This window comes from Kribbella sp. NPDC050459, assembly GCF_040655315.1.
In the GTDB taxonomy this organism is placed as follows: Bacteria; Actinomycetota; Actinomycetes; order Propionibacteriales; family Kribbellaceae; genus Kribbella.
Map to the genome: position 1 here is coordinate 15,573 of NZ_JBFAJQ010000016.1, position 22,704 is coordinate 38,276.

At 70.1% G+C, this 22,704-nt stretch carries 22 protein-coding genes; 14 read left to right on the forward strand and 8 right to left on the reverse strand.

The features are described 5' to 3' along the window. Positions 1 to 73: 73 nt before the first annotated feature. Complete coding sequence (locus AB0I12_RS36090) at positions 74 to 1,225, reverse strand: ROK family protein (RefSeq protein ID WP_359938793.1); 1,152 nt, start codon at positions 1,223 to 1,225, stop codon at positions 74 to 76. Between the two features lie 146 nt (positions 1,226 to 1,371). On the opposite strand from AB0I12_RS36090, the gene AB0I12_RS36095 reads away from it, so the two are divergent. The 4 genes from AB0I12_RS36095 to AB0I12_RS36110 all read left to right on the forward strand — a co-directional run bounded on the left by AB0I12_RS36095 (position 1,372) and on the right by AB0I12_RS36110 (position 8,762). Next, entirely contained in the window at positions 1,372 to 4,761 is a 3,390-nt protein-coding gene (locus AB0I12_RS36095) for a beta-N-acetylglucosaminidase domain-containing protein (protein ID WP_359938795.1), read from the forward strand. Positions 4,762 to 4,911: 150 nt separating this feature from the next. After that, the gene (locus tag AB0I12_RS36100) at positions 4,912 to 6,147 is read left to right on the forward strand and encodes a chitosanase (RefSeq protein WP_359938798.1); all 1,236 of its coding nucleotides are present in this window, start codon (positions 4,912 to 4,914) and stop codon (positions 6,145 to 6,147) included. Positions 6,148 to 6,201: 54 nt separating this feature from the next. After that, the gene (locus tag AB0I12_RS36105; RefSeq protein WP_359938801.1) at positions 6,202 to 6,906 is read left to right on the forward strand and encodes a 4'-phosphopantetheinyl transferase superfamily protein; all 705 of its coding nucleotides are present in this window, start codon (positions 6,202 to 6,204) and stop codon (positions 6,904 to 6,906) included. Positions 6,907 to 6,974: 68 nt separating this feature from the next. Next, complete coding sequence (locus AB0I12_RS36110; protein ID WP_359938804.1) at positions 6,975 to 8,762, forward strand: thiamine pyrophosphate-requiring protein; 1,788 nt, start codon at positions 6,975 to 6,977, stop codon at positions 8,760 to 8,762. Between the two features lie 4 nt (positions 8,763 to 8,766). On the opposite strand, the gene AB0I12_RS36115 is transcribed toward AB0I12_RS36110, so the two are convergent. Continuing rightward, on the reverse strand, positions 8,767 to 9,123 hold the full coding sequence (locus AB0I12_RS36115; RefSeq protein ID WP_359938807.1) for an SRPBCC domain-containing protein: 357 nt from the start codon (positions 9,121 to 9,123) through the stop codon (positions 8,767 to 8,769). 229 nt (positions 9,124 to 9,352) lie between these two features. Between AB0I12_RS36115 and AB0I12_RS36120 the strand changes: the two genes are divergently transcribed. From AB0I12_RS36120 to AB0I12_RS36135, 4 genes are read left to right on the forward strand one after another with little or no spacing between them, the layout of a single operon-like run. Continuing rightward, positions 9,353 to 10,024, forward strand: a complete 672-nt coding sequence (locus AB0I12_RS36120) for an alcohol dehydrogenase catalytic domain-containing protein (RefSeq protein ID WP_359938810.1) — start codon at positions 9,353 to 9,355, stop codon at positions 10,022 to 10,024. A 40-nt stretch (positions 10,025 to 10,064) separates the two neighbouring features. After that, positions 10,065 to 11,657, forward strand: coding sequence for an alpha-amylase family protein (locus AB0I12_RS36125; RefSeq protein ID WP_359938813.1), 1,593 nt, complete (start codon positions 10,065 to 10,067; stop codon positions 11,655 to 11,657). Between the two features lie 7 nt (positions 11,658 to 11,664). Next, entirely contained in the window at positions 11,665 to 11,823 is a 159-nt protein-coding gene (locus tag AB0I12_RS36130) for a hypothetical protein (RefSeq protein ID WP_359938816.1), read from the forward strand. Positions 11,824 to 11,825: 2 nt separating this feature from the next. Then, positions 11,826 to 12,842, forward strand: coding sequence for a DNA topoisomerase IB (locus AB0I12_RS36135; RefSeq protein WP_359938819.1), 1,017 nt, complete (start codon positions 11,826 to 11,828; stop codon positions 12,840 to 12,842). 3 nt (positions 12,843 to 12,845) lie between these two features. On the opposite strand, the gene AB0I12_RS36140 is transcribed toward AB0I12_RS36135, so the two are convergent. Next, on the reverse strand, positions 12,846 to 13,859 hold the full coding sequence (locus AB0I12_RS36140; RefSeq protein ID WP_359938822.1) for a Ppx/GppA phosphatase family protein: 1,014 nt from the start codon (positions 13,857 to 13,859) through the stop codon (positions 12,846 to 12,848). A gap of 82 nt (positions 13,860 to 13,941) precedes the next feature. On the opposite strand from AB0I12_RS36140, the gene AB0I12_RS36145 reads away from it, so the two are divergent. Continuing rightward, the gene (locus tag AB0I12_RS36145) at positions 13,942 to 14,382 is read left to right on the forward strand and encodes an SRPBCC family protein (RefSeq protein WP_359938825.1); all 441 of its coding nucleotides are present in this window, start codon (positions 13,942 to 13,944) and stop codon (positions 14,380 to 14,382) included. Between the two features lie 238 nt (positions 14,383 to 14,620). On the opposite strand, the gene AB0I12_RS36150 is transcribed toward AB0I12_RS36145, so the two are convergent. Continuing rightward, entirely contained in the window at positions 14,621 to 14,800 is a 180-nt protein-coding gene (locus tag AB0I12_RS36150) for a hypothetical protein (RefSeq protein WP_359938828.1), read from the reverse strand. Positions 14,801 to 14,925: 125 nt separating this feature from the next. On the opposite strand from AB0I12_RS36150, the gene AB0I12_RS36155 reads away from it, so the two are divergent. Beyond that, on the forward strand, positions 14,926 to 15,654 hold the full coding sequence (locus AB0I12_RS36155; RefSeq protein WP_359939334.1) for an endonuclease/exonuclease/phosphatase family protein: 729 nt from the start codon (positions 14,926 to 14,928) through the stop codon (positions 15,652 to 15,654). Between the two features lie 101 nt (positions 15,655 to 15,755). Then, positions 15,756 to 16,079 carry a plasmid stabilization protein gene (locus AB0I12_RS36160; protein WP_359938831.1) on the forward strand — a complete coding sequence of 108 codons (324 nt, stop codon included), beginning with the start codon at positions 15,756 to 15,758 and terminating at the stop codon, positions 16,077 to 16,079. On the opposite strand, the gene AB0I12_RS36165 is transcribed toward AB0I12_RS36160, so the two are convergent. Next, a complete protein-coding gene (locus tag AB0I12_RS36165) occupies positions 16,076 to 16,855 on the reverse strand; it encodes a sigma-70 family RNA polymerase sigma factor (protein WP_359938834.1) in 780 nt (259 codons plus the stop codon). The genes AB0I12_RS36160 and AB0I12_RS36165 overlap by 4 nt on opposite strands. A gap of 147 nt (positions 16,856 to 17,002) precedes the next feature. Between AB0I12_RS36165 and AB0I12_RS36170 the strand changes: the two genes are divergently transcribed. After that, complete coding sequence (locus AB0I12_RS36170; RefSeq protein WP_359938837.1) at positions 17,003 to 19,462, forward strand: nitrate reductase; 2,460 nt, start codon at positions 17,003 to 17,005, stop codon at positions 19,460 to 19,462. Next, on the forward strand, positions 19,447 to 19,938 hold the full coding sequence (locus tag AB0I12_RS36175; RefSeq protein WP_359938840.1) for a hypothetical protein: 492 nt from the start codon (positions 19,447 to 19,449) through the stop codon (positions 19,936 to 19,938). The genes AB0I12_RS36170 and AB0I12_RS36175 overlap by 16 nt, the downstream gene beginning before the upstream one ends. Here AB0I12_RS36175 and AB0I12_RS36180 read toward each other — a convergent pair. Both AB0I12_RS36180 and AB0I12_RS36185 read right to left on the reverse strand, forming a co-directional pair. Then, on the reverse strand, positions 19,928 to 20,443 hold the full coding sequence (locus AB0I12_RS36180; RefSeq protein ID WP_359938843.1) for a hypothetical protein: 516 nt from the start codon (positions 20,441 to 20,443) through the stop codon (positions 19,928 to 19,930). The two genes, AB0I12_RS36175 and AB0I12_RS36180, sit on opposite strands and share 11 nt — an antisense overlap. A gap of 56 nt (positions 20,444 to 20,499) precedes the next feature. Then, positions 20,500 to 20,898 carry a helix-turn-helix domain-containing protein gene (locus AB0I12_RS36185; RefSeq protein ID WP_359938845.1) on the reverse strand — a complete coding sequence of 133 codons (399 nt, stop codon included), beginning with the start codon at positions 20,896 to 20,898 and terminating at the stop codon, positions 20,500 to 20,502. A 37-nt stretch (positions 20,899 to 20,935) separates the two neighbouring features. On the opposite strand from AB0I12_RS36185, the gene AB0I12_RS36190 reads away from it, so the two are divergent. Continuing rightward, positions 20,936 to 21,640: an SDR family oxidoreductase gene (locus AB0I12_RS36190; protein ID WP_359938847.1), complete on the forward strand. Its 705-nt coding sequence runs from the start codon at positions 20,936 to 20,938 to the stop codon at positions 21,638 to 21,640. A gap of 57 nt (positions 21,641 to 21,697) precedes the next feature. Here the strand turns inward: AB0I12_RS36190 and AB0I12_RS36195 are convergent, their stop codons facing one another. After that, entirely contained in the window at positions 21,698 to 22,657 is a 960-nt protein-coding gene (locus AB0I12_RS36195) for a hypothetical protein (RefSeq protein ID WP_359938850.1), read from the reverse strand. Positions 22,658 to 22,704 lie beyond the last annotated feature (47 nt).

Here is a 22,704-nt window from a genome sequence, read left to right on the forward strand (position 1 = left end):
CTGTTTGCGACATTATTAGCTGCCGGACCGGACATGCGTCAACGGCCCGATGAACAATCGGCCAACGTGCTCGTCAGATGCTGCGCGCGGACAATCGGGGGAGCGGACCGCGGCCGGCAGTCAGCAGCCGGGCGTCGATCGCGTCCTGCGCGAGGCTGGCGGCGCCGAGCGCGACGCACAGCGCGCCGAGCGACGACGCGTGCAGCTCGGGGACCCGTGGACAGATCCGCTCGAGCTCGGCGGTGAGCGGCTCCATGAGGACGTCGGCCGCCTGCGAGAACGCCCCACCGAGTACGAGCAGCCGCGGGTCGACGATCGCGATCGCCGTCGCGGCGGCCACCGCCATCGCGCGGGCGTACTTCCGGACGGCCGCCCGCGCGGCGCTGTTCCCGTCGCGGGCGGCGGCGAACGCGCGCTCCGCCTTGTCCACCGTGGGAACCTCCGCCGGTACGACGGTGTGCAGGTGCTCGAGCGCGGCCTCCCAGGCGACGCCGCGTAGCGCGGACATGTCGGCCGCTGCGCCGTACGCGCCGCGTCGCAGCTGCCCGTCGAGCACCAGCGCCAAGCCGGTACGGCGTCCTGCGTGCAGGAACACCATGTCCGACGCGTGCTGCGCGCCTCCGCGACGCAGCTCGGCCAGCGCCGCGAGCTGGCTGTCGTTGTCGACGACAACGAGTTGCGCCGGGAAGTGGCCGGCGAGGTCGGTGCCGGCCCAGTCCGGGATCGCGTTGGCCCGGACGACGGTACCGGCCGGGTCCACCAGGCCGGTGGTGCCGACGCCGACCGCCCACACCCGCGAGACCGGAACGCCGGCTTCGCGCGCGCAGTCGGCGATCACCTGGTCGGCCGCGGCCAAGCGTTTCTTCCGTGGTGTCTGCGGCGTGACGGAGCGCCGTACGTCCGCGAGCATCCGTCCGTCGAGATCGGTCAGCACCGCACGGATCGAGAACGCGCCGATGTCGAGGCCGGCGACGTACCCCGCCTCCGCGCGGAACCGGTAGCTGCGCGCTGGTCGGCCACGGCCGCGGATCGCCGGACTCTCCTCGACCAGCCACCGCCGCGCCACGAGGCTCGCCAGCACCTCTTCGACCGCGGTCCGGCCGAGCCCGCTGCGCTCCACGATCTGAGCGACCCGCAACTCCCCGGCACCCCGCACCGACGCCAGCACTGCCCGCTCGTTCAACTGCCGCAGGCGAGACTGGTCGCCACCGTCCGAGGGCCCCATGATCGAGCCAGCTTAGACCGAGCTCACCCTCGTCTTCGGAGCCTTCCCCGCTCCGGCACAACAATGCCTGAAGGTGACTAGGTTGAACCCTTGACGAGCAGTTCTGCGCACTGGCTAACTAGAGGCCCGCCTGTCCGAGGAGACTCATGCGCCTGCTCCGGTCTGCCGTCAGTGTGTTCGCTCTGGTTGTCCCGCTCGTGCTCGTGCCGCAGTCGGCCGGTGCCGCCCCGGCCGCGGTTCCTGTGGTTTCTCCGCAGCCGCAACAGGTCGTGCCGCGCGGCGACGGGTTTCCGATCACGCCGGTGGTCGGTCTGGTCCGTACCGCACGGACCGATGCCGATGCCGAGCGCGTCGTCCGCCAGGCCCTGAGCCGGGCCGGTGTGACGACTGTCCGGACCACGGACGGCGCCGATCCGCGGACGCCGGTGACGATCTGGCTGGGCCGTGACGCGTCGGTGCTCAGCGCCCTGCGCGTGCCGGACAGCACCGGACTGCCCGTCGAGGGGTATGTGCTCGCGGCCGGCCGCGACGGGGACGACCGCGGGCATGTCGTGCTCGACGGCGTCGACGCCGACGGCACGTACTACGCCGCCCAGTCCCTCGCACAGCTGATCCAGGCCCGTCCCGGCGCCGACTGGATGCCCGGCGTGGCGATCCGGGACTGGCCGACGATGCGCTACCGCGGCGCGATCGAAGGCTTCTACGGCACGCCCTGGTCGCACGCGGACCGGCTGGACGAGCTCAGCTACCTCGGTGAGCATCGCATGAACACCTACGAGTACGCACCGAAGGACGACCCGTACCACCGGGAACAGTGGCGCGACCCGTACCCGGCGGACAAGCTCGCGCAGCTTGCCGAGCTCGTCACCCGCGCGCGGCAGAACAAGGTCGACTTCACCTTCGCGCTCTCGCCGGGCCTGTCGATCTGCTACACCTCGGACGCCGACTTCCAGGCGCTGATCGCGAAGTTCCAGGCGCTGTACGACGTGGGCGCGAGGTCGTTCAACGTGCCGCTCGACGACATCGACTACAACACCTGGCACTGTGAGGCGGACACGGCGAAGTACGGCACCGGGGGCGGCGCCGCGGGCCGGGCGCAGAGCGAGCTGCTGAACCGGGTGCAGCGCGAATGGGTGGAGACCAAGCCGGACGTCGCACCGTTGCAGATGGTCCCGACCGAGTACTACAACGTCAGCGAAACGCCGTACAAGAAGGCGTTGCGGGAGCAGCTCGACACCGATGTCGTCGTGCACTGGACCGGCATCGGCGTCGTGCCGCGGACGATCACGGCGGCGCAGGCGGCCCAGGCGAAGGCGGTGTTCGGCCACGACATCCTGATCTGGGACAACTACCCGGTCAACGACTACGCCGCCGGGCGGCTGCTGCTGGCGCCGTACAGCGGCCGGGAGCCGGCCATCGCCGATCACGTCGCGGGCGTCATCTCGAACCCGATGAACCAGGCCGCGGTCAGCAAGATCGCGTTGTACTCGTTCGCCGAGCTCGGCTGGAACCCGGCGACGTACGACGAGCAGGCGTCGCATCGCCGCGCCCTGGCCGAGCGCGCGGACAACGACCCGGCGACGATCGCCGCGCTGCAGGTGTTCGCCGACCTCAACACGTACGACGGCACGCTGCATCCGGAGAGTGCGCCGGTGTTCGGGGCCGCGGTCGAGCAGTTCTGGCAGCTGTGGCGGTCCGGGCAGCGGGCTCAGGCGATCGCCGCCCTCCGGCCGAAGGTGGACGCCGTCGTCGCGGCTCCGGCCAGGATCCGGTCCGGTGTCGCCGAACCGGCGTTCGCCGCCGAGGCCGAATCGTGGCTGAAGGCAACGGAACTGTGGGGACAGGCGATGCAGCGCGCACTCGGTCTGCTCGCGGCCCTGGACGCCGGCGACGGGGCGGCGGCGTGGACAGCGCGGCAGCAGATGAGCGGTCTCGTCACCGAGGCGAAGGCGATCCGCGACAGCCGCCTGCCGCACAGCGGTACCTATCCGCGGATCGGCGAGCGGGTGGTCGACGAGCTGATCGCCGAGACCGGCCGGGTCCACGACCGCTGGCTCGGCGTACAGCCCGGCCGGACGGCGACCACGAACCTGGGCACGTACCAGGACAACGTGCCGGCCCGGATGGTCGACGGAGACCTGAACACGTTCTTCTGGAGCAGCGGCGCCCCGGCCCCGGGCTCCGAGATCCGCGTCGACCTGGGCGCGCCCGCGACGATCGGCGCGATCGCGCTCCTGACGGGCAAGTCGTCGAGTCCCAACGACTACATCCACTCGGGAGCGTTGGAGTACTCGCTCGACGGCACGCGGTGGACGGAGTTGACCCGCGCGACGACGGCCGAAGTACGAACCACGGCCCCGGCCGGGACAACAGCACGCTACGTCCGTTACCGCTCGTTGTCGGCGAGCGACTTCTGGCTGGTGGTGCGCGAGTTCTCGGTCGAGACGATCGGTGGACGGCAGACGACGCTGACCGCCGCTGGTACGCCGGCCCCCGCGCCCGGGTCGTCGTACCGGTCCGCCGTGGACGGGAGTCTGGAGACCGCGTACGTGCCGGTCGCGGCGCCCGCGGCCGGTGATGCGCTGACCGTCGGCCTGTCGGCTCCCCGGGAACTGGCGGGTCTCACCGTTCTCCAGCGGTCGTCGGCCGTCGGATCCGCGGACGTCGAGGTCCAGGTCGGCGGCGCCTGGCAGAAGGTCGGTTCCGTCGCGTCGGCGTACGCCGAGGTGCCGGTGAACGACCTGACAGCCGAGGCGGTGCGCCTGGTCTGGAAGAGCGGTACGCCGGCCGTGGCCGAAATCGTGCCGCTGTGGGCGGACACTCCGCTCGCCGCGGTGCGTGTCGACGAGCACCGGGCCGACGTGATCCGCGGTGAGGTGTCGAGCTTGGCGGTGGACATCTCGGCCGGTCGCGGCGTCGATGTGAGCGGCACCCTCACCGTCGCCGCGCCGGCCGGCTGGACCGTCGACCCGGCCAGTACGGCGGTCGCGGTCAAGCGCGGCTTCACCCGGTCCGTGACGGTCAAGGTGACGCCGCCCGCCGGCGCAGCCCTTGCGGACGTGGACATCCCGGTGCGGTTCACCGTCGGTACGACGACCTTCGAGGCGGTGCTGCGCGTCGCGGTGCGGCCGCGCACCGGCAGTGTCAACGTGGCGCTGCATCGCCCGGTCGTTGCCTCGAGCATCGAGCCCGGTACGTCGTTCACCGCGGACCTCGCCGTCGACGGCGACGCCGCCACGCGCTGGGCGTCCGGCTACGACGACGCCTCGTGGTTCCAGGTCGACCTCGGGACGACGACGCGGCTCGGCAAGCTCGTGCTGCGCTGGGAGGCGGCGTACGGCACGGCGTACCGGATCCAGGTTTCGGACGACGCGAGCACGTGGACGACCGCGGCCGAGGTGACCGACGGCGACGGCGGAACCGACACGGTCTGGCTCGACGCGAGCGCCCGCTATGTGCGTCTCCAGGGCGTCGACCGGGCCACGCAGTACGGCTACTCGCTGTACGAGTTCGAGGCGTATGCGGCAGATTTGTAGTTTTTGGTGACGATTTTGTCGTAAAGTGCGGTTCTTCCTCTTGCGGGAGGGCGGGTCGGCGCGCTATCAATGCACGATTAGGAAACTTTCCTAACAGTTTGAGCGCACCTCCCTGACTGGGCTCAGCCCACCCGGAAGAAGGAGAAGAGCATGCGTCAACGCGCGGTGAAGTGGTTCTCGAGATGGTCCGCGGCACTGATACTGGCCGCCGTGCCGGCCACCGTGTTCCTCGGTGCCGGTCACGCGGCCGAGGCGGCGGATCTGGACGACCCGGTGAAGAAGGAGATCGCCCAGCAGATCGTGTCCTCGGCGGAGAACTCGTCGCTGAACTGGCGGGACCAGTTCGGCTACATCGAGGACATCGACGACGGCCGCGGCTATACCGCCGGCATCATCGGCTTCTGCTCGGGAACGCACGACATGCTCGAGCTCGTCGAGTACTACACCGATCAGGTCCCGGACAACCCGCTCGCCGAGTACCTGCCCGCGCTCCGGGAGGTCGACGGCAGCGACTCGCACGAGGGCCTCGACCCCGGCTTCACCGGCGCCTGGAAGGAGGCGGCCGCGACGCCGCAGTTCCAGGCCGCGCAGGAACACGAGCGCGACCGGGTCTACTTCGACCCGGCGGTCGCGCAGGCGAAGGGCGACGGGCTGCGGACCCTCGGCCAGTTCGCCTACTACGACGCGATCGTCATGCACGGCGAGGAAGGTCTGCAGAGCATCCGCGCCGACGCCCGGGCGCATGCCTACACCCCGGCCGACGGCGGCGACGAGGTCGAGTACCTGAACGCCTTCCTCGACGCGCGCGTCGTGGAGATGAAGAAGGAAGCCGCGCACGAGGACACCAGCCGGGTCGACACGGCGCAGCGGGTCTTCCTCGACAACGGCAACCTCGACTTGAACACGCCGCTGAGCTGGGCGGTGTACGGCGAGCCGTTCCGGATCGACTCCGATCCCGACCCCGGCACCGATCCGGAGCCGACCGACGCGCTGATCTCGAAGAGCCGGCCGGCGACGGCGTCGTCCGTCGAGGACTCGACCCTGATCGCCGGCCGCGCCGTGGACGGCAACACGTCCACGCGGTGGGCGAGCGCCGAAGGATCCGATCCGCAGTGGATCCGGGTGGACCTCGGAGCGGGTGCGACGGTGTCGAAGGTCCGGCTCAGCTGGGAGGCGGCGTACGCGAAGGCCTACCGGGTCGAGATGTCCGCCGACGGTTCCACCTGGACGAGGCTGGCCACCGAGACCGCGGGGAACGGCGGCACGGACGAGTGGGCGAACCTGACCGGTCAGGGCCGGTACCTCCGCGTGTACGGGACCGCCCGGGGCACGTCGTACGGCTACTCGCTGTGGGAGCTCGAGGTCTTCGGCAGAAGCGGCGGATGACGAGGGATCTGTAGGAGTCCGGCACCGGCACCTGGCCTCGCTAGAGTGAGGCGCATGAGTCCGGCGACCGTCCGCGTGTGGTGGGTGCGGCTGTCGCAGGTGGACGACGCGCTCGACGCGGCAACGGCTCGCCTGCTCGCCGGTGAGGAGCGGACGCGCGCCGCCGAGTACCGGCTGTCGGACGATCGGCTCCGCTTCCAGATCGGCGTGGCCGTCACGCGGTCGGTCCTGGCGGCTGACATGGATTGTCGCCCGGACGAGATCCAGCTCGACCGGACGTGTCCTGAGTGTGGACGGCCGCACGGCAAGGTTCGGGTGGCGGGGCCGTGGCCGGGCCGGCAGGTGTCGGTCTCGCACTCGGGCGATCTCATCGGGGTTGCCGTGGGCACCGTCGCGCCCCTCGGACTGGACGTCGAGCAGGTCCGCGCCGTCGAGGCGGCTGTGACCCCGCTGGTGCTCACGCCGTCCGAGGAGCGTCAGGTGCGGTCGGCCGCGGATTTCATCAGGTACTGGACGCGCAAGGAAGCCGTCGTCAAGGCCACCGAGGACGGCCTGCGGCAACCCCTCAACCTCATCACCGTGACCGCCCCGACCGAACCGCCCCGCGTCGTCGCCTGGACCGGCCGCGACCAGATCACCGCCACCATCCAGCTGCACGACCTCGCGACCCGCACCGACCACCTGGCGTCCTTGGCCGTCCTCAGCCGCGACGAACTCACGATCACCGAGCATGACGCACGGTCACTCCTCCTGAGCTGAAAGCCGTTTGTCCGCAAGTGGCCCGGGTACCGGCGGGCGGATGCGGACGTGCCGTCAGGAGGGGTGACATGAGCACGACAGTGGGCGACTACGTACTCCAGCGACTGCGGGACTGGGGTGTCGAGCAGGTCTTCGGGTACGCCGGGGACGGCATCAACGGGCTGCTCTCGGCGTGGCAGAAGGCGGAGAACCAGCCACGGTTCATCCAGGCCCGGCACGAGGAGATGGCCGCGTTCGAGGCCGTCGGGTACGCCAAGTTCACCGGCCGGGTGGGCGTGTGTACGGCGACCAGCGGCCCGGGCGCGATCCACCTGCTGAACGGGTTGTACGACGCGAAGCTCGACCACGTCCCTGTGGTGGCGATCGTGGGCCAGACGGCACGCAGCGCGATGGGCGGCAGCTACCAGCAGGAGGTCGACCTGCACACGCTGTTCAAGGACGTCGCGGCCGAGTACTGCGAGACGGTGATGGTCGCCGAGCAGTTGCCGAACGTCCTCGACCGGGCGATCCGCATCGCCACGGCGCGCCGTACGGTGACCGCGCTGATCATCCCGTCGGACCTGCAGGAGCTCGAGTACACGGCGCCGTCGCACGCGTTCAAGATGGTCCCGTCGAGCATGGACCTGAGCTGGTCCGCGGCCGTCCCGGACCCGGAGCAGCTCGACCGGGCGGCGGAGATCCTGAACGCCGGCGACCGGGTGGCGATCCTGGTCGGCCAGGGCGCACGCGGCGCGGCCGCGGAGGTGACGGAACTCGCGGAGCTGACCGGGGCCGGTGTCGCGAAAGCCCTGCTGGGCAAGGATGTTCTGTCCGACGAGCTGCCCTGGGTGACCGGTTCGATCGGGCTGCTCGGCACACGGCCGTCGTACGAGCTGATGACGGACTGCGACACGTTGCTGGTGATCGGGTCGAACTTCCCGTACAGCCAGTTCCTGCCGGAGTTCGGGAAGGCGCGGGCGATCCAGATCGATCTCGATCCGACGATGATCGGGATGCGGTACCCGTTCGAGGTGAACCTGGTCGGGGACGCGGCCCGGACACTGCGGGCGCTGATTCCGCTGGTACGGCGCAAGGAGGACCGGTCCTGGCGGTCGGGGATCGAGAGCAACGTCACGCGCTGGTGGGAGGTGATGGAGCGGCGCGCGCACACGTCGGCGGATCCGATCAACCCGGAGCTGGTGTTCCACGAGCTGTCGGCACGGCTGCCCTCCGACGCGATCCTGGCGGCCGACTCGGGGTCGGCGGCGAACTGGTACGCGCGGCACGTCAAGATCCGCGGGACGATGCGCGGATCGCTGTCCGGGACGCTCGCGACCATGGGGCCCGGCGTGCCGTACGTGATCGGCGCGAAGTTCGGGCTGCCGGACCGGCCGTGCTACGCGCTGGTCGGCGACGGCGCGATGCAGATGAACGGGCTGAACGAGCTGATCACGATCGCGAAGTACTGGCAGGAATGGGCCGATCCGCGGCTCGTGGTCGCCGTACTGCACAACAACGACCTCAATCAGGTGACCTGGGAGCTGCGGGCGATGGGCGGATCGCCGCAGTTCCTGCCGTCCCAGGAGTTGCCGGAGTTCCCGTACGCCGGGTACGCGAAGCTGCTCGGCCTGCACGGGATCACGGCCGAGAAACCCGAGGAGGTCGGCCCCGCCTGGGACGAGGCGCTGCGGTCGGACCGGCCGTGCGTGGTCGAGTTCCGGACCGACCCCGCGGTGCCGCCGATCCCGCCGCACGCCACCTGGGACCAGATGGAGAAGGCCCTGGAGTCGATCGTCCGCGGCGACAGCGACCGGGCCGCCGTCATCAAGGAAGGGCTCAAGTCCAAGGTGCAGGAGTTCCTGCCCGGCAAGTCGTGAGCCGTCAGCCCTCGGCCACCTGTTTCAGGCGGTCGAGGGCCTCGGTCCAGAGGACGTCGTAGCTGTGCAGCATGCCCCGGTGGATGCCGCCGTGGGTCAGGATCAGGTGGCTGTACCCGCCGGCCGGCACCACGTCCACGAGCACCGTGCTCGGATGGTGCGGCGGATTGTTGAAGGCCGCCTGGAGGTAGTGCGGCGGCGCGCACGTCGTCACGATTCCGGTGTGCTGGACATGCGCGCCCGTCGCGATCGTGAAGCCGCCGTGCTGGGTGTCGCTCAGCACCGTCTGCCCGAGCCAGCCGCTGAGCAGCTCCGGCCGGGTGATGAGGCTCCAGAGGCGGTCGGCGTCACACTCCACCATGCGTACATATCTGAGCTGCGGCGCCCGAGCCGAACGGGGCGCCCTTCGTTCCTGCGAAATATGCGCCATGAACAACCAGTGCCCGCTCTCGCAATCACTACGCGTCCGTTTTCGAGCCGGCCAGGTGTGGCACCGGACAGGCAGGAAAGCACTGACCTGGCAGGGAAAACGGTCAATTGGGTACGGCGAGGTTCCGGATCCCCGGATCGAGGAACCGACCGACGCGATCGTGAAGGTGACCTCGAGCGGCATCTGCGGCTCGGACCTGCACCTGTACGAGGTGATGGGCCCGTTCCTGGACGTCGGCGACGTACTCGGTCACGAGGTGATCGGGATCGTGGAGGAGACCGGGGCCGAGGTGGGCCTGTACGGGCAGGTGCCGGGCGGGCAGGCGGAGTACCTGCGGGTGCCGCAGGCGCAGTACGGTCCGATCAAGGTGCCCGAAGGGCCGCCGGACGACAGGTTCGTCTACATGTCCGACGTGCTTCCGACGGCCTGGCAGGCGGTCGAGTACGCCGGGATACCGCCGGACGGCACGGTCGTCGTGCTCGGGCTGGGACCGATCGGCGACATGGCCTGCCGGGTCGCGATGCACCGCGGTCATCGGGTGATCGGCGTCGACCTGGTGCCCGAGCGGCTGGAACGCGCGACGGCGTACGGCGTGGAGGCGCTTCTCTCCTCGGGCGATGTGGCGGCGGGTCTGTTGCCGGACGCGATCCAGCGCAAGGTCATGCAGAAGGCCGGCGTCGACCAGATGGCCGCGCTGCTGCTGGCGATCGACATCGTCCGGCGCGGCGGCACGTTCGCGTCCCACCGCCTGCCCCTCTCGGACGGCCCGGCGGCGTACAAGTCCTTCCAGCAGAAGACCGACGACATGGTGAAGGTCCTGCTGAACCCGTGACCGGGGCGTTCAGGGCATGGTGGACGGGTACCGGCGGGGTATGCGACTCGACGGGCGGGTGATCTATCAGCTGGACCCGGCGACGTTCTTCGACGCCGACGGGGACGGCGTGGGTGATCTCGAGGGGATCGTCCGGAAACTCGATCATGTGCGGGCCGTCGGGGCGGACACGATCTGGGTGCAGCCATTCTACGTGTCGCCGTACCTCGATGCCGGGTACGACATCGTGGATCACTGCGGCGTTTCCTCGCGGTTCGGCACCATGGCGGACTTCGAGCAGCTCGTCGAGCGGTGTCACGAGCTCGATCTGCGGGTGCTTGTCGAGCTGGTCATGCAGCACACCTCGGTGCGGCACCCGTGGTTCCGAGCGGCGCGGGACGACCCCAATTCGCCGTACCGCGACTACTACGTGTGGGCAGCGGAGCCGCGCGACGATCCCGTCGTCCTGGAGCCTGTCTTTGCGGGTGTCGAGGATTCGATCTGGGCGTACGACGAGCATGCCGGGATGTTCTACCGGCACGCGTTCTACCGGCATCAGGCCGATCTGGACGTCGGCCGTCCGGCTGTGCGCGAAGAGATCGCCCGGATCATCCGTTTCTGGCTGGATCGCGGTGTCGACGGATTCCGGGTCGATGCGGTGCCCTACATGGTCCGCCAGGCGGCGTTGACCGACGAGCGTGACAACGGCTACTGGTTCCTGACCGAGCTCGCCGACGCGGCCGGCGGTGCGCCGCTGATGGGTGAGGTGGACGCCCCGCCGGAGGAGTACGACGACTACTTCGGCGACGCGAGCCGCCTGCACGCCGTACTCGACTTCTGGACGAACAACCTGCTGTTCCTCGCGCTCGCCCGCAGCGACGCCGAGCCGCTGGTCCGCGCGTTACGTGCGCAACCGAAGCCGCCGGACGGGTGCACGTACGTCAACTGGCTGCGCAACCACGACGAGCTGGACCTGGACCGGCTGTCGCCGTCCGAGCGCGACGAGGTGATGGCCGCCTTTGCGCCGGCCGCGGAGATGCGCGTGTTCGGGCGCGGGATCCGTCGCCGGCTCGCTCCGATGCTCGGCGACGTCCGCCGGACCGTGCTGGCGCACGCGATCGTCCAGTCGTTGCCGGGGGCACCGGTCATCCGGTACGGCGAGGAGATCGGGATGGGCGAGGACCTGTCGTTGCCGGACCGGTCGGCGGTGCGGACGCCGATGCAGTGGTCGGCGGACCCGAACGGCGGCTTCAGCAAGGCGCCGCCCGACACGGTCCGTCCCGCGGCTGTCCACCGGGGGCCGTACGGGTACTCCCGGGTCAACGTCGCCGACCAGGAACTCCGGCCCGACTCACAGCTGAGCAAGGTCGCACAGCTGGCCCGCACCCGGCGAGACCTCGGCGACTGCCCGTCGGCCCGCTGCGAGGCATTGTCGCTGCGGCAACGCTCGGTCTTCGGGGTCGTGCACCACCGCCCCGGCGACCCGGTCCTGATGCTCGCGAACCTGTCGCCCGGCGATCTCCAGGTCGACATCCCGTACGCCGCACGCTCCGATCTGCTCGCCGACGGCGAGTACGAGCCCGCCTCCGGCACGACAGTCCGACTCACGGGCCACGGCTACCGCTGGCTACGCGTCCACGACGACACGAGGTGATCCCATCATGACGAAGCTGGCCGAATCGGTCCGTGAGACGGCCGACGAATATCGCCAAGGCGCCAACCGACCGCTCGGCGGCTACGCGGTCGCGCTGACCTCGTTCGCCGGGGCCGACTACCTGCAGCTGATCTGCGCCAAGCTCCAGCAGTCGGCCGAGGGCTGATCGTGCGGTTGCGGCGTAGTCGTCCGGACGGAGCGGGGTTCAGTCGCCGGCGGCGGGGTCGGGGATTCAGCTATCTGGACGAGGACGGCAACGTCATCGACGACACGGACGTGGTGGAACGGATCCGGACGCTGGCGATCCCGCCGGCCTGGGAGGACGTGTGGATCTGCCCTTTTCCGAACGGGCACATCCAGGCCGTCGGGACCGACGAGGCCGGGCGGCGGCAGTACCTCTACCACGACGACTGGCGGACGGCGCAGGACGCGGACAAACACGACAGGGTCCGGCAGTTGGCGCGCAAGCTGCCGGCCTTTCGTGAGGCTGTGGACAAGGATCTCGGCGCGAAGGGCCTGCAGCGGCAGCGGGTACTGGCGGTCGCGTTGCGCATGCTCGACTACGGCGTTTTCCGGACGGGCAACACCGAGTACGCCGAGGAGTACGGCAGCCGGGGCGCGGCGACGCTGCTGCGCGACGACGTCCGGGTCAGCCGCGGGAAGCTGGTGTTCGACTTCCGCGCGAAGGGCGGGCAGCGGCGGACGCTCGAGCTCGACGACGACAACCTGGTCGCGGCGGTGCGATCGCTGAAACGCGCCCGGCACGGTGCGAAGCAGCTGCTGGTGTATCGCGAGGACGGCGAGTACCACGAGATCGACGCCGGGATGATCAACGACCGGTTCCGTGAACTGGTCGGTGAGGACTTCACTGTGAAGGACCTGCGGACCTGGACCGCGACCGTGCACGCCGCGGTCGATCTGGCCGAGGCCGACCCGCCCGCGACGAAGAAGGCGCTGAACGCGGCGGTGAAGGACATGCTCGAGGAAGTGTCCGAGCACCTCGGCAACACACCGGCCGTGGCGCGAGCGTCGTACGTCGATCCACGCGTCGTCGAGCAGTACGAGCACGGCCGTACGATCGCCGGCGCCGTGGACCGCGTCGGCGACGACCTCTCCGACGAGGAGATCCGGGTCAAGCTGGAACGCGCGGTGAACAAGGTCCTCGACCAGGACCGCCGCGGTTAGGAATCAGCGGTTGATGGTGGTCACCACGGTCGGGACCGGGGCGAGGGCGGTCGCCGGCTGCAGGGACTCGACCGTCGAGGGATGCTCCTGGTCCGTGACGGTCTCGAGGTGGTGCAGCAGGATGCCTTCGCGCAGCGCCCAGGGCGAGACGACGAGGGCCTCGATGTCGAGGGTGGTCATCGTCGCGTTCACAACCACGGCGCCTGCGAGGCTTTGCCGGGCGCGGTACTGCGAGATTCCGCGCAGGTCGGCCCGGTCCGCGCTGGACATGGCGGCCAGCCGCGGCAGCCAGCGGCGTACGTCCTTGCGGGCCAGCGACCGGCGCACGAACGGCCCGCGCCGCTGCGGCGGAGCACCGGCCAGCCGGGCCAACTGCTTGAAGGTCTTCGAACTGCCGATGACCTGCTTCGGATCGCCCTCCCACAGCAAGCGGTCGGAGACCTGGCGCAGGGTGGTGCGTACGTGGTGGCGCAGCTCGTGGAGCTGATCGGCGCTCGGCGGGTCGTCCGGCAGAAACGTCCGGGTGAGGCGGCCGGCGCCCAGCGGCAGCGAGACCGCGACGTCGGGCTGGGCGTCGCGGCCGAGCGCGATCTCCATCGAGCCGCCGCCGATGTCCAGTACCAGCAGCCGTCCCGCCGACCAGCCGTACCACCGGCGAACCGCCAGGTAGGTCAACCGCGCTTCGTCCTCGCCGCTCAGGAACCGCGGGTGGATGCCGGTCTCCGTGCTGAGCCGGGCCGCGATGTCGCCGGCGTTCGTGGCGTCGCGGATCGCGGAGGTGGCGAACGCGTAGAGCCGGTCGACCTGAAGGTCACGGGCGACGGTCGCCGCCGTCCGGACACCGTCGATCACCCGGTCGATACCGTCCTCCGCGATGGTGCCGTCCGGCTGCAGTGCCTCGCCGAGCAGGATGCGCTGCTTGAAGGCATGGGTGGGGAGCGGGGGCGCGCCCGGTACCGCCTCCGTCACCTGGAGTTGCGCGGTGGTCGATCCGATGTCCAGTACGCCGATTTTCATGGCGCTCAGGTTCCCTTCGGCAGGGCCTCTCACTCCTGGTTGCACAGCGTGGCGACGTGTCGGACGGGGTACCGGGTGCAGCGTGAGTGAGAACGAGTGCTTGATCGACGCGAGCGTCGACGACGTGTTCGCAATCCTGACCGACGGATGGTCGTACGCCGCGTGGGTGGTCGGCGCGTCCCGGATCCGGGACGTCGATGCACCGTGGCCCGAAGCCGGTGGGCGGATCCACCACTCGGTGGGCGCCTGGCCGCTGGTGATCGACGACACGACGACGGCCTTGGAGTACGAGCCGTCGCGGCGGCTGAAACTGCAGGTCCGGGTCTGGCCGGCGGGTCGCGGTGAGGTCGAGTTCCGCGCCACCGAGACCCCGACGGGCTGTCGGGTCGTGATGACCGAGCAGGCGACCAGCGGACCGATCTCGCTGCTGCCGACGGCGGTCGCGAACCTGGCGCTGCACCCGCGGAACACAGAGACGCTGAACCGCCTCAAACTCCTGGCCGAGAAGCGATCAGAAGCCTGACCGAGCGCCGACTCCGCCGCCGACGTGCGCGGCTACGACGAGTACTCGCCGTTGCGGGGTCCGCTGAGCCGATGGCAAACCTGGACAAGCACCGGAATGCGGACGGTTTCGGGCGGTTCCGTTCGAGGTGTCCGCAGGGTGGGAGACTGACTGCGAGGGCGGTCGACTTCGCACGCCGGTTGAGCACACACCCCCCGCACGCTCCCAGCATTTGCGCGAGGCCGGCCGCCTGGGGGTGTCAGCCGTCGCCGGACTCGGGCGAGACCCGCGGGCCGGCCACCTGCCGCTTGTCGGTCTCCGGCTCCCGGTGTGGCACCGGGCAGACCGGGTGCCGGCGTACCGGCCCGCCCCCGAGCCGACGGAACTTCCACTGGTGCTCGTCGTAGTCGTAATAGGTGTCGACGCCACCGACAGTCATAGCCCCTCCCAAGGTTCTACCCCGACCCGGTTCCCGGGCGGCACGGCTGCGCAAACCGCTGCGTGGCGGCCGGATCCGCGGGTACCGGCGAGGGAGGACGAAAGGGTGAGACAGTCGTGAGGTTCATGACGTGGAACGTCTGGGGACGGTCCGGCGACCGATGGTTGCGCCGGCAGCGGGCGATCGCGGAGACGGTACGGGCGCAACGACCGGATTTCGTTGCACTACAGGAAACCTGGCGTGCCGACGGTCGGTCTCAGATCCACCAGCTGGGCTTCGAGCTGGGCATGTCGCCGGCCTTCGCGCCGTCCCGGATGCCGCGGGACCCGGACCCTGACGTCCATCTCGGACTGGGCATCCTGAGTCGCTTCCCGTTGCGGGAGGTCGAGCAGCACAACTTGTCGGAGGGCACCGTCGCGCTGCGGGCGGAGATCCGCCTGGGCGCGCAGAGCCTGCATTTCGTCACGAGCTGCCTGGACTGGGAAGAGAACCACGAACGCGAGCGCCTGGCCCAGGCCGAGGCGCTGGCCGCGTTGGTGTCCGAGCTCAGCGCGGGCGGTGATGAAGTGATCGTGGCCGGAGACCTGAACGCGCCGCCCGACCGACCCGAGCTCAAGCCGTTGCTGGCCGTGCTCGACGACTGCTGGAAGCCGAACGGGTACGACGGTGCGACGTACAGCTCCCGCAACCCGTACCTCGGGCACGGCGAATGGCTCGAGGACCACCGCATCGACTACATCCTCGCCAACGACGGGCTGACCTCTCGCGGAACCCACCTGGTTGGCTTCGACGAGGACCACGGCCGCCCGCCGTCCGATCACTACGCGGTCGTCACCGACATACCCCTCCGCTGAGCCTCAGATTCGGGGCGGGTGCCCGCCCGTCGGCACTCCATGCGCCCGCTTGCCCGGCGGAGCTCCGGGTACCGGACCGGGGCGGAAGGAGCGTGACGAACATGCCGGCAGGATCGAATCGCAAGCGGGAACGGCAGTACGAGCACATCAAGGCGGGGCTGAAGGAGCGCGGCCGGAGCGAGGACGTCGCCGAGGAGATCGCGGCGCGCACCGTGAACAAGGAACGCGCCCGCGCCGGTGAGGCGAAGGAGAAGAGCCGGTCGTCGACCCACGACATCTCCTCCGGGCGCCGCGGCGGTCTGCGGTCGCACAGCGGGTCGAAGGGCCGCACGAAGGAACAGCTCTACAACGAGGCCAAGCAGAAGAACATCAAGGGCCGTTCCTCGATGAGCAAGGCCGAGCTCGCCAAGGCGGTCGGCCGCTAAGCCGACAGCGCCAACTGGAGGCGGCCCATGATGGTCTGCAGGCGCCGGGAGACCTGCATCTGGCTGATGCCGATCTCGGCGCCGATCTCCGCCTGGGTCAGGTGGTCGACGAAACGCCTGCGCAGGATCAGCCGATCGCGCTCGGGCAGTTCGTTGATCACCGGCCACAGCGAATGGACCTGGTCGACCAGTTCGTAGGTGTTGCGCGGGTCGGCGAGCTGCCCGCCGAGGTTCCAGCTGCCCTCCGAAGCCCGCTCGGCGTCCAGTGAGGTCGGCTGGAAACAGCCCCGCGCCTGCTCGGCCGCGCGGAGCTCTGTGACGTCGACGCCGGTTGCCTCCGCGAGCTCGGCGTACGTCGGCCAGTGCCCGAGGTCGACCGCCAGCGCGGTCTGGACACTGTTCACCCGGGCCTGGATCTCCTGCAGACGGCGCGGGAGTCTGATCGCCCACGCGTTGTCCCGGAAGTGGTGCCGGATCCCGCCCCGGATCGTCGGCAGGGCGTACGAGCGGAAGTCGGAGTCGTCGGTCGGCCGATAGTTGCGGGCGGCCCTGATCAGGTGCTCGACGGCGACCTGCTCGAGATCGTCGTTGTCCACGCCGCGGCCGCGGAAGCGGCGGGCCAGCGTCCGGGCCAGCGGGAGGCCGGCGACGATGGCCTCGTCGAGGAGCTCTGCGCGTCGTCGTCCGCGCGCGGCGTGTGCGGCGCGCAGCAGTTGCTCGAGCCGGCGGGATTCTGAGCGACGCGACGAAACGGTGACTGGACTACTCGTTGCCATTGCGGGTGCCCTGTCCGTGTCCGTCCCGGCGAAGTGCGGCGCATGGTTGTACCGCGGCCAGGACTCCCTCCGGGTACCCGAAGAGCGCCGGCCGAATCTCGGACTCGCCCACGGTTTGCCGCCCGTCGGGCCGGGCACCGGCTCCAGATGGGAAGGATCGACCGGATCGCCGAACCCTGGGGGACCCGGACGCCGTACGGGCCGGGGGAGGACTGGCCGCAGCGGGTCGATCTGCGCCTGGACGACGGGCTGGGCCCGGCGGACGTCGACGAGTGGGTGCAGTCGGCAACGATCCTGCACTCGAACGGCGACGGGCTGGACATCGCGGTGAAGGACGGCCGGATCGTCGGCGTCCGCGGCCGCGCCGTCGACCGCGTGAACCACGGTCGGCTGGGTCCGAAGGACCTCTTCGGCTACCAGGCCAACAATGCGCCCGATCGACTCAGGACGCCGCTGATCCGGCGCGACGGACAGCTCGTGGGGACCGACTGGGACACCGCGATGACAGCGGTCGCCGGCCGCACGCAGGAGTTGCTCGCCGAGCGCGGCCCAAGTTCGATCGGGTTCTACACCACGGGCCAGCTGTTCATGGAGGAGTACTACACCCTCGCGCTGATCGGCCACGGCGGCATCGGCACGAACCACCTGGACGGCAACACCAGGCTGTGTACGGCGACCGCGGCGGCCGCGCTGAAGGAGTCGTTCGCGTGCGACGGTCAGCCCGGCTCGTACACCGACGTCGATCACGCCGACGTCATCGCGCTCTACGGGCACAACATGGCCGAGACCCAGACGGTGTTGTGGACCCGGATCCTCGACCGGCTCGCCGGCCCGAACCCGCCGCGGGTGCTCTGCGTGGATCCGCGCCGTACGCCGGTGGCCGCCGCCGCGACGATCCACCTGGCGCCGCGACCCGGGACCAACGTGGCGCTGATGAACGCGCTCCTGCACGAGATCATCGCCAACGACTGGATCGACCGTGAGTACGTCGACCGGCACACCGTCGGGTACGACGAGCTCGAGAAGCAGGTCGCGGACTGCGACCCGGAGTGGGCCGCCGCGATCTGCGACGTCGCGCCCGGCGACATCCGGGACGCGGCACGTCTGCTCGGGACGGCGGAGCGGCTGCTGTCGACCGTGCTGCAAGGGTTCTACCAGTCCCACCAGGCGACCGCGGCCGCCGTCCAGGTCAACAACGTGAACCTGATCCGCGGGATGCTCGGCCGCCCGGGCTGCGGGATCCTGCAGATGAACGGGCAGCCGACGGCCGAGAACACCAGGGAGTGCGGCGCGGACGGCGACCTACCGGGCTTCCGGAACTGGGCGAACGACGAACAGGTGGCCGACCTCGCGACAGTCTGGAACGTCGAGCCGCAGCAGATCCCGCACTACTCCGAGCCGACGCATCTGATGCAGATGCTGCGGTACGTCGAGGACGGCTCGATCCGGTTCCTCTACGTCAGCGGGACGAACCCGGCGGTGTCGCTGCCCGAGCTGCGCCGGATCCGCGACATTCTCACCCAGGAACGCCTGTTCCTCGTCGTCCAGGACATCTTCCTGTCCGAGACCGCGCAGCTGGCCGACGTGGTGTTGCCGGCCGCGACCTGGGGCGAGAAGACGGGGACGTTCACGAACGCCGACCGGACGGTGCACCTGTCGGAGCAGGCGGTGGAGCCGCCGGGGACGGCGCGCGCCGACCTCGACATCTTCATCGACTACGCGCGGCGGCTCGAGCTGAAGGACAAGGACGGGCAGCCGCTGGTGAAGTGGTCGGACGCCGAGGGCGCGTTCGAGGCGTGGAAGGTGTGCAGCGCGGGACGTCCGTGCGACTACAGCGGCCTGAGCTACGCGAAGCTGCGGGGCGGGAGCGGGATCCAGTGGCCGTGCAACGACGAGCATCCGGACGGGACCGAGCGCATTTACGTGGACGGCGAGTTCTGGAGCTCCCCGTCGTACTGCGAGAGCTTCGGCAAGGATCTGCTGACGGGCGCGCCGCTGGATCCGGTCGAGTACAAGGCGATGAATCCGTCCGGGAAGGCCGTGCTGAAGGCCGCGGAGTACCTGCCTGCGCACGAGCCGACGACGCCGGAGTACCCGTACCTGCTGACCACCGGACGGACGCTGTACCACTTCCACACCCGGACCAAGACGGGACGGGTTCGGCAGCTGCAGGACGCGGCGCCGGACGTCTGGGTCGAGCTGTCGGCGTACGACGCCGATCTGCACGGCTGGAGCGAGGGCGATCTGCTGCGGATCTCCACGTCGCGGGGCCGGGTGGAGGCGAAGCTGCGGATCAGCGGTATCCGGCAGGGGACGTTGTTCCTGCCGTTCCACTACGGGTACTGGGACGTGGCGCAGGGACAGCCCGGGCGGGCGGCGAACGAGCTGACGGTCACCGACTGGGATCCGTGCTCGAAGCAACCGTTGTTCAAATGCGCGGCGGCCCGGGCCGAACGGATCGCCGTCGGTGACACACCGGCCCCGGCGCCGACCACGACGGCGTCCAAGCCGGTCGGCGGCCGGGTGCCGCCGACCCGCGGCGGTGACGCCGCTGCGGTGGTGGAGGACCTGGCCGCGGAGGAAGGCAGCCGATGGCGAACAAGGTAGGCCTGGCGCTTCGCGAGCTGCATCGTGCCGAGAACGATCTGGCGGCGGAGCTGTTGCGCGCCTCCAGCCGGCACAAGGCGGACCACGACATCTTCTACCTCGGCCGGGACCTCGCCCGCTGGTCCCAGGACCACGTCCGCGCGCTGGCGAAACACGGGGAGAACTACGGCGTCGGGCTGGACGCGGAGCCGCACGAGGAGGCCGGTCTGCTGGCGGCCGCACGCCACCTGGGCGCGGAGTTCCTCGGCGGGCAGCATGACGCGGCGCTCGTGCTGCTGAGGGATCTGCGCGAGATCCACCGCCAGGCCGCCGGTGTCTCGCTCGATTGGGAGATCCTCGCCCAGACCGCCCAGGCGCTCAAGGACGACGAGCTCCTGGAACTGACCAAGTCCTGCCATCCGCAGACCCTGCGTCAGCTGCGCTGGGCGAACGCCTCCCTGAAGGCGAACGCCGCGCAGATCATGGTCACTCCGTAGGCTGCTGTTCGAGCAGGTGCAGGACCGGTACCCCGAGGTGGCGGCGCGCCTGGGCCGACCAGTCGACGTGCAGGAGTTCGGCGATGACGTGCGGGCGGGTGAGGACGACGACCTCCTGCCCGTGCACGCGCGGAATGTGGTCGACGAGCTCGTCGACCGGGTGCCGATGCGTGATCAGGCCGTCCGCGTCCCGGTCGAAGGACCGCAGCCGCCCGACGCTGCGCTCGAGTGCCGCGGCCGCCTCGGCGTCGACCGCTCGCTGCGCGTCGTCCGCCGCCCTCCGCACGTCCTCGTCCGGCCGGAACGCGTACCGCTGACTGGGCATCCCGAACAGGTCCGACCCGGCGAGCCCGGTCAGTGACGCCTCGACCTGCGCTCTCGCGTTCTCACACGGAACCAGCACGTGGAACTTCACCGCGTCCGCGCGACCGGCGTACAGCTGCACCAGTTCCTTGGCGTCGGCCACGCTGATCTCTTCCTCGACCAGCACCAACACGTCGTACATCGCAATCACCTCGCCCACCCGGTACCCACTCGTGCCGCACTCGTGTCAGTGTGCCGTCATGAACCGTGCCGGGCGCGGGCGGCCTCGATGTCGGGGACGTGTTGCTCGGCCCAGAGCCGTACGGCGCGGAGCGGGACGAGGAGGGACCGCCCCAGCGGAGTCAGCTCGTACTGGACGTGCGGCGGGTTCTCGTCGTACTCGTGCCGGCTGATCAGCCCGTCGGCCTCGAGCGAGCGCAGCGTCTCGGTCAGGACCTTCGGGGTGATGCCCTGGATATGGGCCTTCAGTTCGGTGAAGCGGCGCGGTCCGTCGGCGAGGGCGTTCACGACGAACACGGTCCACCGGGCGCCGATCCGGTGCAGCACGGTGCGGCTCGGGCAGGTCGCCGCCATCACGTTGTACGCCTTGCCCATGCGGGACTCCAGTTCCGTTGAAGATACCGGTATCAAATCCATACCGTTGCACCCGATCCTACGAGAGGGAGTGACGAACATGGAGCGGATCCTGGTCATCGGCGGCGCCCGCGCGCTCGGGGCGGCGGTCGCGCGGCGGGCGGCGAAGGACGGGTACGAGGTCGTGGTCGGGGCGCGCGACGTGGCGGCGGCGGGGGTGGTCGCGGACGAGATCGGCGGGACCGCCGTACGGATCGACCTGCAGGACGAGGCGTCGATCGCGGCGGCGGCCGACCGGCTCGCGGACGGGGTCGACCACATCGTGACCACCGGCTCGGCGCCGCACGACGTCCGCGCGGCCGAGCTGGATCACGCCAAGCTGGTCGAGGCGGTCACCGCGAAGGTGATCGGGCCGATGCTGGTCGCCAAGCACTTCGCGCCGGTGCTGCGGCCCGCCGGGTCGATCGTGCTGTTCTCCGGCGTCGTCGCGTGGCGACCGGGGCCGGGCTCGCTGGTCAAGGGCGTGACGAACGGCGCGGTCGAGTACCTCGCCCGCCACCTCGCCGCGGACCTCGCCCCGGTGCGGGTCAACGCGATCTCGCCCGGCGTGATCGACTCCGGCGCCTGGGACCGGCTCGCCGACGCGAAAGCCGGGCTCCTCGGCAAGAGCGCGGCCGGGACGCTCGTCGGCCGGCACGGCGAGATCGACGACGTGGTCGACGCGGTGATGTGGCTGCTCCGCGCCGGCTTCGTCTCCGGCGAGACGATCCACCTCGAAGGCGGCGCCCGACACAAGTCCGCCTGAACGGGCGAAGGGGCGCCGCGCGGTTGCGCGGCGCCCCTTCTTGGGTGTTCCGGGAGATTACTCGCCGACCAGCTGGTCGTAGTGCGTGGTGAGCAGGACGTGGCTGACGCCGTTGAAGACGCCCGGGATCTTGCCGTACGACGTGAGCGCGGTCGCGGAGCCGTTGGCCTTGCTCATCGCGTACAGGTAGCCGGACTGGGTGTCGTGGTCCACGCCGGTGACGAGCGAGCCGCCGCGGGTGCCGCAGCCCTCGACGACGATCGACTCGTACGCCGCGAAGCCGCTGGAGCGGATCAGCTTCATGACGGGCTTGGCGCCGGCCGCGACCGGGATGTGGGCGGTCCACAGCGCGCCGGCCGTGGTCGTCATCAGCAGCGTGTCGTACGTCGCGGTCTCGCTGAGCACGGTCATCGCCTTGAAGCCGCGGAAGCCCGGGATCGGGCCGAGGCCCCGGAAGCTGGTGCCGACCATCTGGTACCGGTACAGGCTGCCGTTGGTGTTCAGGCCGTACAGGTACGCGTGCCGCGGCGCGGCGACGCTGTAGTTCGACGTGGCGATGGACTTGAACGTGGTCCAGCCCGGTCCGACCTTCTTGAACGTGGGCACCCACGGCTTGGTCTCATCCGCCGGCAGGTACGTCGTGTGCCGGTACAGGTTCCCGCCCTGCAACAGCAGGCCGTAGAAGTAGAACTGCGTGCCCGTGGAGTTGAACGCCGCGTACCACGTCGCGTCGGCGCGGCTACCCACGTACTTGAACGAGTCCCAGGAGAAGGACGTCGGCGGCTTGCCGGCCGTCACGTCGATCTCCTGCATGGTGCCCGCCGCGGTGGGCACGCCGACTGAGGTGCCGCAGGCCTCGCTGGTAGCCGAGGACGACATGGTCTTGGCCAAACCGGACTTGCTGAAGAAGCGCGGCTTCGGGTCAGCCTGACCGGTGGCGGCGGCCGGAGCTGAGGCGGCGGCCGAGGCGATCAGCCCGGCGCCGGCCAGTGCGAGCGCAAGGCGCTGCAGTTTCATGGAATCTTGCCCTTCGGGAATGTCTCGAACAACTCGAGCTCGCGCTG

What these genes read in the sequence shown, in the direction of transcription:
- AB0I12_RS36140 (WP_359938822.1), bottom strand. Translation starts at nt 13,859, where the DNA reads ATGAAAATCGGCGTACTGGACATCGGATCGACCACCGCGCAACTCCAG.
- AB0I12_RS36090 (WP_359938793.1), bottom strand. Translation starts at nt 1,225, where the DNA reads ATGGGGCCCTCGGACGGTGGCGACCAGTCTCGCCTGCGGCAGTTGAAC.
- AB0I12_RS36170 (WP_359938837.1), top strand. Translation starts at nt 17,003, where the DNA reads ATGGGAAGGATCGACCGGATCGCCGAACCCTGGGGGACCCGGACGCCG.
- AB0I12_RS36105 (WP_359938801.1), top strand. Translation starts at nt 6,202, where the DNA reads ATGAGTCCGGCGACCGTCCGCGTGTGGTGGGTGCGGCTGTCGCAGGTG.
- AB0I12_RS36150 (WP_359938828.1), bottom strand. Translation starts at nt 14,800, where the DNA reads ATGACTGTCGGTGGCGTCGACACCTATTACGACTACGACGAGCACCAG.
- AB0I12_RS36190 (WP_359938847.1), top strand. Translation starts at nt 20,936, where the DNA reads ATGGAGCGGATCCTGGTCATCGGCGGCGCCCGCGCGCTCGGGGCGGCG.
- AB0I12_RS36180 (WP_359938843.1), bottom strand. Translation starts at nt 20,443, where the DNA reads ATGTACGACGTGTTGGTGCTGGTCGAGGAAGAGATCAGCGTGGCCGAC.
- AB0I12_RS36175 (WP_359938840.1), top strand. Translation starts at nt 19,447, where the DNA reads ATGGCGAACAAGGTAGGCCTGGCGCTTCGCGAGCTGCATCGTGCCGAG.
- AB0I12_RS36165 (WP_359938834.1), bottom strand. Translation starts at nt 16,855, where the DNA reads ATGGCAACGAGTAGTCCAGTCACCGTTTCGTCGCGTCGCTCAGAATCC.
- AB0I12_RS36160 (WP_359938831.1), top strand. Translation starts at nt 15,756, where the DNA reads ATGCCGGCAGGATCGAATCGCAAGCGGGAACGGCAGTACGAGCACATC.
- AB0I12_RS36095 (WP_359938795.1), top strand. Translation starts at nt 1,372, where the DNA reads ATGCGCCTGCTCCGGTCTGCCGTCAGTGTGTTCGCTCTGGTTGTCCCG.
- AB0I12_RS36130 (WP_359938816.1), top strand. Translation starts at nt 11,665, where the DNA reads ATGACGAAGCTGGCCGAATCGGTCCGTGAGACGGCCGACGAATATCGC.
- AB0I12_RS36125 (WP_359938813.1), top strand. Translation starts at nt 10,065, where the DNA reads ATGCGACTCGACGGGCGGGTGATCTATCAGCTGGACCCGGCGACGTTC.
- AB0I12_RS36110 (WP_359938804.1), top strand. Translation starts at nt 6,975, where the DNA reads ATGAGCACGACAGTGGGCGACTACGTACTCCAGCGACTGCGGGACTGG.
- AB0I12_RS36115 (WP_359938807.1), bottom strand. Translation starts at nt 9,123, where the DNA reads ATGGTGGAGTGTGACGCCGACCGCCTCTGGAGCCTCATCACCCGGCCG.
- AB0I12_RS36185 (WP_359938845.1), bottom strand. Translation starts at nt 20,898, where the DNA reads ATGGATTTGATACCGGTATCTTCAACGGAACTGGAGTCCCGCATGGGC.
- AB0I12_RS36100 (WP_359938798.1), top strand. Translation starts at nt 4,912, where the DNA reads ATGCGTCAACGCGCGGTGAAGTGGTTCTCGAGATGGTCCGCGGCACTG.
- AB0I12_RS36195 (WP_359938850.1), bottom strand. Translation starts at nt 22,657, where the DNA reads ATGAAACTGCAGCGCCTTGCGCTCGCACTGGCCGGCGCCGGGCTGATC.
- AB0I12_RS36155 (WP_359939334.1), top strand. Translation starts at nt 14,926, where the DNA reads ATGACGTGGAACGTCTGGGGACGGTCCGGCGACCGATGGTTGCGCCGG.